Raw genomic sequence first — 9447 nt, forward strand, 5'->3', positions numbered from 1 at the left:
CAACTGGGTTCAGCCCCCGTGGGGAGGCCTGGCCGCCTCCAGAGCGGCAAGGATGCCGGCCCTGAGGGATGGATCGATGGCACGGAAGCCCAGGAGCGCGAGATGGCGTCCGACCAGGGGCGTGGGAGTGGCCAGATTGACCTCCTGAACGGGGATCGGAGGTTGATGGCCCAGGTCGCGCAGCTGCTCGACAGTGCGCCTGGCCGTACGGCTGGCCAGGGAGAGGATGGTGGTGATCGAAAACAGCTTCGAGGCCTGAATCAGTGCCAGGGTGACCCGCTGCGACGGCCTCACTTTCACGGCCTTTGAAAACAACCTCTCCACGAAAGGCAGGGGAATCGCCGCCTCCAGATCTGCGATCACAGGATCCACCAGCACCTGGGGCTGATTGCGCAGGGAAATCGCGCGCGCATCAATCAACTGTAGCTTGTGCACGAGCTCCTCAGCCTGCTCAGGGGCTTCCAGCTGCAGGGCAGACCTGACACCGGTCGCGGCGGCAAGCTCCTCCGTATCGCTCAGAAGTTCAAGCAAAGCCACGTATTTACTGCCCAGGCTATGGGCAATCCAGACATAGGGAATCTCAGGGGCTGACGGCCTCAAGCCACCGTCAGCCTGGAGCAGCGCAGCCACTTCCCCTCGCAGTTCAGCCTAATAGATGGCGAGGGAGATGGCGATATCCCAATGCCGAATCGAAAACCGAAACGGAATGGCAACCGCCCCATAGCCAGCCCCATAGAGATCCCGCAGCAATGCTCGATAGAACAGCGTTGGGAAGGAGCCGAAGAAGGCCCCACCCAGGAAGATCACAACGGCCCGCGGCTGGGGCGGGAGTGCGGCCCAGCCGAAGTGAAGGGCATGGAATCTCATGGGGGGCAGGGCGGGACGGCAAGGAGATGGGAAGAGTCGACGACAGGGGCGGCGATCGAAGGATCCCCTCAGCTGCGGACAAGCTCAATCAGGGAACCACCGCTCGCCAGGGGAAGCGCATAGGCGATCTCACCGAGGGCCGCCTTGTTGTCGCCATCGAAGAAGGTGCCCCGATGCTCGGCTGTCACCAGAACCGTGGACGACTGCTGGAGGTTGGAGGCACTCAGCGAGAGCTCCACGTAACCCCTGAGCTCAAAATCGGCAGCATCACGCACAGCGGCCTTGGTGGCGTCCGGCTGGACGAGCAACAGTCCCGTGTCGTGAGGATTCAGGAAGACGCTCAGCTTCGTCTTCACAAGTTCTCCCTCCAGCGGCGCCGGCTGCCCTACGGGGGGAGGATCATTCTTCAAGGAGGCTGGGCCATTCTGACCGATCACATCAAATCGGGCCAGAACCTTCTCGGGGTCCAACCCAGGCGTGCGGGTAACGAGAGTCACCGAGAGAGCAGTCCCCCTGTCGCTGAGATTGGAGATCGTGAGAAAGTATCCCTGCAGAACGACACGACTCAACGCCGCCAGCCCTGGATTGGAATCGGTGATCGCCTTGGGAAGCTGGGGCTTGAACAGAAGCTCGAAGGTCGAAATCACAGCCATTGAACCAGGAGTAGTTGAAATCCAGTGCTAACGAAGCGATTCCGTTGAGTCAATGCTCCGTTACCAACATTCACTGCGAGGGTCATTGTTTTCGCGAATAGCCCGCTATGTAGCGCAGGGCACATGCGCTACATTGTTTATACGGAGGAGCCTTTCACCACTGGCCAGGACTGCCAGTCTTTCCAGCCGATGTGCCACCACTCCATGGGCACTGACAGGAAGCCACGACGCTCCATCGCCCCGCTCAGCCTCCTGGCCCCGGCGGCACAGTCGCCGGGGCCGCCCGGAGCATCTCGATGGGCAGCCTCGGAGACGACGTCGGCGTCCGTGGGCATCGGCAGCTCCCGGCCCCGCCGGTCCACCAACGTCACATCGACGGCGGTGCCGAGGGTGTGCCGGCCGGCGTTGTCGCGGGATCCGAGACGTAGCGAAGATCCCGGATGGCATCCCACATCCGCTGTTGAACGGCAAGGGGGTGGCAGGCATCCCAGACCTTGATCCCAAGCCCCTCCACCGCCCGATCCCGTTGAACCTGCTGCAGGGCCAGGGGCACAGATCAACGCAGCCAGGGGAGCAGCACTGGCTAGCGGGTGGCGCCCAGAAAGTTGCAGGGGCTGGCGTAGCGCAGCCCCTGCAACTTTCTGGGCACGGCTCCAGGTCCAGCAAGGACACCCGCGCATCCCCTCGGCAGCTGAGGCCGCCGGCTGCAGCAGCGGGGGTGGCTGCTGTGCTGACTCCCATCAGGGCCACCAGCAGCACAAGACCGTGTCGCATCGCCTTGGCGCGCCAGCTCCGCCTGGAGAACGGGTGTGCCGTCGGACCGCTCCCCCTCAGCCCTCGATCAGCTGGTAGCGGGTGACGAGCCGGCACTCCGAGCCCGGGGCCAGCTCCAGGCGCCGCTCGCCGCTCACCAGGGCCCCGCGCGGTGCCGTCCAGGGCTCCAGGCACACCATGGGCCGGGGCGGATCGGTCCAGACCACCGCCAGATCGAAGGGCGCCGTGGGCTGCAGTTCCACGGCGAATCCTCCCTCCAGGTCCCGCAGCCGCACGGCGCCGGCGGTCTGGGCCAGCAGGTCCACCCCCTGCTCCAGCCGCTGCAACTGTGCCGCCGTCTCGGTGGGCGCCATGGTGAGGTGGTCGAAGCCACGGGGCGGCAGGCCTTCCACCGCCGCGGCCGCGAGTGACGCGATGGCGAAGTAGGGATGGAGCCCGAAGGCGAAGGGCAGGGGCCGCTCTCCCGGGTTCTCGACCAACGCCGTGATCCCCAGGGCCCCAGGCTCGAGCCGCAGCTCCAGGCTGAGGCGGAAGGCGAAGGGATACTGCGCCCAGGTGGCGTCGGTATCACGAAGGCTCAGGACGACCCCGCTGCCATCGGCCAGGGCCTCCAGCCCCCAGGGGAGATCCCGGGCGAAGCCGTGCTGCTTCAGGATGACATCGCCCTCCGGCAGGGGCAACCGATCACCTGGCAGGTTGCCGCAGAGGGGGAACAGCACCGGCATCCCGCCGCGCACCGACTTGGATGGATCGGCGAACCGGTCCTGATCGAGATAGAGCAGCTCGCGGCCCCGGCAGCACCAGCCCGTGAGCAGTCCGCCCCGCTCCGGCACCAGCCGCAGCTGATCACCGCTGGCGGGGTGGCGGAACTCCCAGTGAAGGTAGGGAACGGAACGCTGGTTCAGCGGCATGGCAGACAGGGGCTGGACGTGGCGAGCGGCAGCGTCACAGACCGGTCGCCGCAGGGCTGACGGCAGGGAACCCCTCCAGAGCAGCCAGCCACTCCAGCATCGCCCGGTTCACCTGCTCGGGCACCTCATCGTGGGGACAGTGGCCCGCCTCCAGCACCACCTCGGTGGTGCGGTCCGGGGCGTGGCGCTGGAAGGCGCCGCGACGGCCGGCGGCATTGATCCAGGGATCGCGGATGCCCCAGAGCAGCAGCAGCGGAGCCTGCAACTGGGCGAACAGCTCATCGAGGGGCTGGCCGCGGGGAATGTCGAACACCGTCTTGAACACACCGAAGGCACCGGGATCGCGCGACGGTCGCAGGATCGACTCCACCAGGGCGTCATCGACGTTGGTCTTGTCGATGTAGACCTGCCGCAGGGTGCGGCGCACGCTGGCGGGGCGGCGCAGGTTCTCGAACAGCAGCCGCTGCAGCACCGGACTCTTCAGCAGGGCGCTGCCGATGGTGCGGCGGGCGATGGCGCCCCAGCCCCGGGGCTCGGCCTGTTCATCGGAGAAGGGGCCAGCCGCGTTCAGCAGCGCCACACCAGCAGCCTGCTCGCCCAGGGTCGCCCCGGCCGCCAGGGCCGCGTAGCCGCCGAGGGAGTTGCCCACCAGCACCGTGGGGCGACCGATGCGCTCGGCCACGTAGGCCACCAGCTGGTCGCGCCAGAGGGCGCCGCCGTAACTGGGACCCTCGGGCTTGGCACTGCGGCCGAAGCCCAGCAGGTCCAGGGCATGCACCTCGTGGCGCTCGGCCAGGGCGGGGATGTTGAAGCGCCAGTGGTCAGTGGAGGCGCCGAAGCCATGCACCAGCAGGATCGCCGGCCCCACCGGGCTCTCCGGGCGGCGGCTGAGGCAGTGCACGCGGTGCCCCTGAAAGCTCCATGGCTCCTCGGCGCCGGGCGCAGCCGCCCCAGCCAGATCCTGTGCAGGCGATGCCGTCTCGGGCGGATCGAGGCGTGGCGATGTCACCAGCGGCTCGACGGGGGCGGCGGCAGGGCTGGTCAACGGGCGGGGGCAGGGTGGTTGATGCTAGGGAGCCCATCCCGCCCGCTGGCCCGTGCCCGACTGGACGCTGTTGCTCCCCGGAACGGCCCTCTGGGCCCTGGCCCTCTACGTGCCCCTCAGCGCACCGCTCTCCCGCCTGGAGCAGGTGCTGGCCGACGGCCCCCTGGAGGAGAGCGTTCAACAGGTCCTGCTGGTGCTGGCCAGCCTGGCGCTGGCCCTTGGGGTGGGCGCCCTCACCAACCTGGGGCTGGGCTGGGCCCTGGGACCGGGCTGGGGCACCAGCCTCGGGCTGATGGCCGCTCTCTACGGCCTGTTCTGGGGCCTGGCCAGCCTGCGCGGCGAGCCCTGAGCCCCGCGGGCGGCGGGCCAGCCCCAGGTCCTCAGCGCCAGTCGAGCCAGGGCAGGCTGGACACGATCGCCGGCGTCACCGCCCGGTAGGCCGGGTAGTCGGGATGGCAGAGCGCCAGCTGGCGCTCCTCCCGGCGCGCCTTGCCGCCCAGCACAGCCGCCAGCGCCAGCAGCAGGGCCAGGTGCAACAGGCTGCCCAGGGCCACGGTCACCCCCAGGGAGCAGAGCAGGATCGCCTGGTAGAGGGGATGGCGGCAGCGGCGGTAGGGGCCGCTGGTCACCAGGGCGGCGCCCGGCTTGGGGTCGGGCAGGGGTGTGAGGCTGGCCCCGAGCCCCCCGAAGGCCCGCGCCGCCAACACCAGCCCCAGCAGGAACGTGAGAGCCCCGGCCAGGGCCAGCGGCAGGGGCCAGGCGTAACCCCAGGAGCCGGGGGTCGGCCAGGGGGGCAGCAGGTGGGCGGCAATCAGCAGCCCCTGGGCCAGCAGCCACCATTCGCCCCGGCGGTTGTCGAGCCAGCCGCCCCAGCTGAGGCCCCAGTCCGCCAGGGGTGAGTCAGGTGGGGATTTCGGCGAGGGCGTCGGCATCGGGACCTCCATCCTTTCCGGCCAGCACCAGTCTGAGCAGCAGCGGGGCCAGGAAGGTTGTGCCGATCACCATCAGCAGGATGGCGGCCTCCAGGGGCGGGCTGAGCAGCTTGGCCTGGGTGCCGAGCCCCAGGAAGATCAGACCCACCTCGCCACGGGGCATCATCCCCAGCCCCACCACCAGCCGGTTGGTGGGCTGCTTGGAGAGGAAGGCCCAGCCGGCGGCCACCTTGCCGGCAATCGCCACCACCAGCAAAAAGGCGGCGATCACCAGGCCCGGGCGGTTGGCCGGATTGGTGGGATCGAGCACCGAGAGGTCCATGCCGGTGCCGATCAACACGAAGAAGATCGTGGCGAACAGGGCCACCACCGGCTTCACCGACTCCTGGATGGCGTGGGTGTGCTTGGAGGTGCTGAGGATCAGGCCGGCGGCGAAGGCCCCCAGGGCCGCCTCCAGGCCGATGGCGGTGGCGGCGAAGCAGCTGAGCGAGAGCACCACGAATGAGGCCACGATCACCTCGCCCGGGGCCTTGAGCCGATCAATCAGGGCATCGAAGGCCGGGGCGGCACTGCGGCTCAGGCCGATGGCCGCCACCACGAACACCACCGCGGCGGTCACGAGCTTGAGGATTGGCCCCAGCTCCAGGCTGCCGCCGCCTGCCAGGCTCACCACCACCGCCAGGATGACGATCCCGAGAATGTCGTCGAGCACGGCGGCGCCGATCACGATCTGCCCCTCGCGCGAGCGCAGCATCTTCAGCTCGCCGAACACGCTGGCGGTGATGCCGATGCTGGTGGCCGTCATCGAGGCGCCGGCGAAGATCGCCGGGATCGGATCCACGTGGAACAGGAGCATCAGCCCCAGGGTCCCCAGCGCGAAGGGCAGGGCCACGCCCGCCACGGCCACCGTGGTGGCCTGGCCCCCCACCGCCACCAGCTCATCGAGCTCGCTCTCAAGGCCGGTGAGAAACAGCAGGGCATAGAGGCCCAGGTTCGCCACCGCCTCCAGGCTGGGGAAGCTCTCCACGTAAATGTCGCGGACGCTGGCCGCCGGCAGATCCGCCAGGGAACCCACCAGCTCCAGCACCGCTCCGCTCACGGCGGCCTGGGTCTCGGGAGGCACGATCAGGTGCAACCCCGAGACGCCGATCAGCACCCCGGCCACCAGCTCCCCCAGGATCGTGGGCAGCTGCAGCCGCACCAGCAGTTCAGCCAGCAGCCGGGCCGCCACAAAGATCACCAGGAAGCGGCCGACGCCGATCAGCGTCTCGGCCACCTCAAGCTGGTGGGCACTGGCCTCCAGGCCAACCTCCAGCAGGTATGGCGGCAGGCTCATCGCGGGCGTGGGCAATTCACCACGAGAGTCTGGGGGGTCGGGCCTGGGGCTGGTGAGCACGGCTACGGTCCGGGCACGATCGGAACCCTCCGTCATGCCCGCCACCCAGTCGGCCGCAGCGAGCGCCGCCGGTAGCGCCGAGATCCCCAGCAGGGAGCAGGAGCAGGAGCTGGCCCTGACCGATGCCTGGTGGCGGGCCGCCAACTACCTGGCGGTGGGAATGATCTACCTGCGCGACAACCCGCTGCTGGCCGAACCGCTGCGGCCCGAGCACATCAAGAACCGGCTGCTGGGCCATTGGGGATCGAGTCCGGGCCAGGCCTTCATCTGGGCCCATGCCAACCGGGTGATCCGCCACCACGACCTCGACATGATCTACCTGTCGGGGCCTGGCCACGGCGCCCCGGGGGTGTTGGCGCCCAGCTACCTGGACGGCTCCTACAGCGAGATCTATCCCGACAAGTCCCAGGACGCCGTGGGTATGGGGCGCTTCTTCAAGCAGTTCTCCTTCCCCGGCCACATCGGCAGCCACTGCACACCGGAAACCCCCGGCTCGATCCACGAGGGGGGCGAGCTGGGCTACGTGCTCTCCCACGCCTGTGGCGCGGTCTTCGACAACCCGGACCTGATCGCCCTGGCCTGCGTCGGCGATGGCGAGGCCGAGACCGGGCCCCTGGCCACGAGCTGGCACATCAACAAGTTCCTCAACCCGGTGCACGACGGGGCGGTGCTGCCGGTGCTGCACCTCAACGGCTACAAGATCGCCAACCCCACCCTGCTGGCCCGCATCCCCAGGGACGAGCTGGCGAGCCTGCTGCGCGGCTACGGCTGGGATCCGCTGTTCGTGGAGGGCCACGAGCCCGCGGCGATGCACCGGGCCATGGCCGCGGCCATGGACACCGCCATCGGCCGCATCCTGCAGGTACGCGCCGAGGCCCGCGCCAGCGGCGAGGCGGTGCGGCCGGCCTGGCCGCTGATCGTGCTGCGCTCCCCCAAGGGCTGGACCGGCCCGGCCGAACTCAATGGCCAGAAGCTGGAGGGGTTCTGGCGCAGCCACCAGGTGCCGCTGCCCAACCCCCGCCACGATCCGGCCCAGCTGCAGCAGCTGGAGAGCTGGCTCAAGAGCTACCGGCCCTGGGAGCTGTTTGATGCCAACGGCCGGCTCTTGCCCGAGCTGCAGGTCCTCTCGCCCGTGGGGAACCGACGCATGGGCTCCAATCCCCACGCCAACGGCGGGCTGCTGCGCCGCAAGCTGCACCTACCCCCGAGTGCGGCCTACGCCGTGGCGGTGCCGGCACCGGGCCAGGTGGAGCACGAGAACACCGCCCCCCTGGGCGCCCTTCTGCGCGATGCCATCGGCCGCAACCCCAATTCGCTGCGGGTGTTCGGCCCCGATGAAACGGCCTCCAACCGCCTGCAGGCGATCTACGAGGTGAGCAAGAAGGTGTGGATGGAGGACTTCCTGCCCGAGGACCTGGGCGGCAGCGAACTGGCCCGAGAGGGCCGGGTTGTGGAGATGCTCAGCGAGCACACCCTGGTGGGAATGATGGAGGGCTATCTGCTCACGGGGCGGTATGGCTTCTTCCACACCTACGAGGCCTTCGCCCATGTGATCGCCTCGATGTTCAACCAGCACGCCAAGTGGCTGGAGAGTTGCATTCACCACGCCCCATGGCGCGCGCCGATCGGCCCCTGGAACTGCCTGATCAGCTCCACCGTGTGGCGCCAGGACCACAACGGCTTCACCCACCAGGACCCCGGCTTCATCGACCTGGCGGGCAACAAGAGCGGCGAGGTGGTGCGGGTGTATCTGCCGGCCGATGCCAACTCACTACTGGCAGTGGCTGAGCAGGCACTGGTAGAGACCAACGTGTGCAACATCATCGTGAGTGACAAGCAGAATCACCTGCAGTACCTCACGCTGGAACAGGCCCAGGCCCACGTGGCCAAGGGGATCGGCCTGTGGAGCTGGGCCAGCAACGACCACATCGGCCACGAGCCCGATGAGCCGGATGTGGTGATGGCCTGCGCTGGTGACATCCCCACCAAGGAGACCCTGGCAGCCGTGGAGATTCTGCGTCGCGAAATCCCCAGGCTGCGCATCCGCGTACTGAACGTGGTGAAGCTGTTTGCCCTCACCGACCCCAGCGAACATCCCCACGGCCTCAGCAACCGTGACTTCGACACCCTCTTCACCACCAACCGGCCCGTGATCTTCAACTTCCACGGCTACCCCTGGCTGATCCACCGCCTAACTTACCGCCGCACTAACCATGCCAACTTCCACGTGCGCGGCTACAAGGAAAAGGGCAACATCAACACACCACTGGAGCTGGCCATGAACAACCAGATCGACCGCTTCAATCTGGTGATCGACGTGATCGATCGCGTACCCGGCCTGGGATCCCGCGCCGCCCACGTGAAGGAACGCATGAAGGAAGCGATCCTGGCCAACCGCGCCTACGCCCACGAGCACGGCATGGACGCCCCCGAGATCACCGACTGGCGCTGGAGCGCCCCCAGCACCGCCCCCCAGGAGACCGGAGTATGAGCGACATCGCCCCCCGCCAACTGCAACTGCCCACCCCAGGCTGCTACGCCGACCCGGACCGCAGCGGCCTTGAGGCCGACGACGTGTTCGACGGCATGACCGAGCACCTCTTCTACACGCTCGGCAAGCTCGCCCCCACCGCCTCCCGCCACGACCTCTACCTGGCCTTGAGCCATGCCGTGCGCGACCGGCTGATGACCCGCTACCTGGCGGGCATCGAAGCGATCCGCGCCACCCCCACCCGGGTGGTGGCCTACCTCTCGGCCGAGTTCCTGATCGGTCCCCAGCTGGGCAACAACCTGCTGATGCTCGGCATCCAGGAGGCGGCCACGGAAGCCCTGCGCCGCTTCGGCATCGAGCACCTGGAGGAGATCCTTG

10 protein-coding genes and 1 pseudogene are annotated in these 9447 nt (G+C 68.4%); 3 read left to right on the top strand and 8 right to left on the bottom strand.

The window, feature by feature from the left end:
- Window positions 1-9: 9 nt before the first annotated feature.
- The 6 genes from CJZ98_RS09785 to CJZ98_RS09810 all read right to left on the bottom strand — a co-directional run bounded on the left by CJZ98_RS09785 (window position 10) and on the right by CJZ98_RS09810 (window position 4163).
- On the bottom strand, window positions 10-537 hold the full coding sequence (locus tag CJZ98_RS09785; RefSeq protein WP_232756371.1) for a hypothetical protein: 528 nt from the start codon (window positions 535-537) through the stop codon (window positions 10-12).
- A gap of 111 nt (window positions 538-648) precedes the next feature.
- Entirely contained in the window at window positions 649-867 is a 219-nt protein-coding gene (locus tag CJZ98_RS09790) for a DUF1350 family protein (protein WP_094590837.1), read from the bottom strand.
- A gap of 68 nt (window positions 868-935) precedes the next feature.
- Complete coding sequence (locus CJZ98_RS09795) at window positions 936-1514, bottom strand: hypothetical protein (protein WP_157910946.1); 579 nt, start codon at window positions 1512-1514, stop codon at window positions 936-938.
- A 143-nt stretch (window positions 1515-1657) separates the two neighbouring features.
- Window positions 1658-2200: a M15 family metallopeptidase gene (locus CJZ98_RS19535; protein ID WP_094590841.1), complete on the bottom strand. Its 543-nt coding sequence runs from the start codon at window positions 2198-2200 to the stop codon at window positions 1658-1660.
- A gap of 150 nt (window positions 2201-2350) precedes the next feature.
- The gene (locus CJZ98_RS09805) at window positions 2351-3205 is read right to left on the bottom strand and encodes an aldose epimerase family protein (protein WP_094590843.1); all 855 of its coding nucleotides are present in this window, start codon (window positions 3203-3205) and stop codon (window positions 2351-2353) included.
- Between the two features lie 34 nt (window positions 3206-3239).
- Window positions 3240-4163, bottom strand: a complete 924-nt coding sequence (locus CJZ98_RS09810) for an alpha/beta fold hydrolase (protein WP_094590865.1) — start codon at window positions 4161-4163, stop codon at window positions 3240-3242.
- A 139-nt stretch (window positions 4164-4302) separates the two neighbouring features.
- Between CJZ98_RS09810 and CJZ98_RS09815 the strand changes: the two genes are divergently transcribed.
- A complete protein-coding gene (locus CJZ98_RS09815; protein WP_094590845.1) occupies window positions 4303-4599 on the top strand; it encodes a hypothetical protein in 297 nt (98 codons plus the stop codon).
- A gap of 31 nt (window positions 4600-4630) precedes the next feature.
- Here CJZ98_RS09815 and CJZ98_RS09820 read toward each other — a convergent pair whose 3' ends face one another.
- Entirely contained in the window at window positions 4631-5182 is a 552-nt protein-coding gene (locus CJZ98_RS09820) for a methyltransferase family protein (protein ID WP_232756372.1), read from the bottom strand.
- Window positions 5151-6518 carry a cation:proton antiporter gene (locus CJZ98_RS09825; RefSeq protein WP_094590849.1) on the bottom strand — a complete coding sequence of 456 codons (1368 nt, stop codon included), beginning with the start codon at window positions 6516-6518 and terminating at the stop codon, window positions 5151-5153. Before CJZ98_RS09825 ends, CJZ98_RS09820 begins: the two co-directional genes overlap by 32 nt.
- 94 nt (window positions 6519-6612) lie before the next feature.
- Here CJZ98_RS09825 and CJZ98_RS09830 point away from each other — a divergent pair, with 94 nt between their 5' ends.
- Window positions 6613-9069 carry a phosphoketolase family protein gene (locus CJZ98_RS09830; RefSeq protein ID WP_094590851.1) on the top strand — a complete coding sequence of 819 codons (2457 nt, stop codon included), beginning with the start codon at window positions 6613-6615 and terminating at the stop codon, window positions 9067-9069.
- Window positions 9066-9447: pseudogene (locus CJZ98_RS09835) on the top strand (glycogen phosphorylase); the annotation flags it as partial. The gene CJZ98_RS09830 and the pseudogene CJZ98_RS09835, both read left to right, overlap by 4 nt.

This window comes from Vulcanococcus limneticus LL (genome assembly GCF_002252705.1).
GTDB lineage: Bacteria > Cyanobacteriota > Cyanobacteriia > PCC-6307 > Cyanobiaceae > Vulcanococcus > Vulcanococcus limneticus.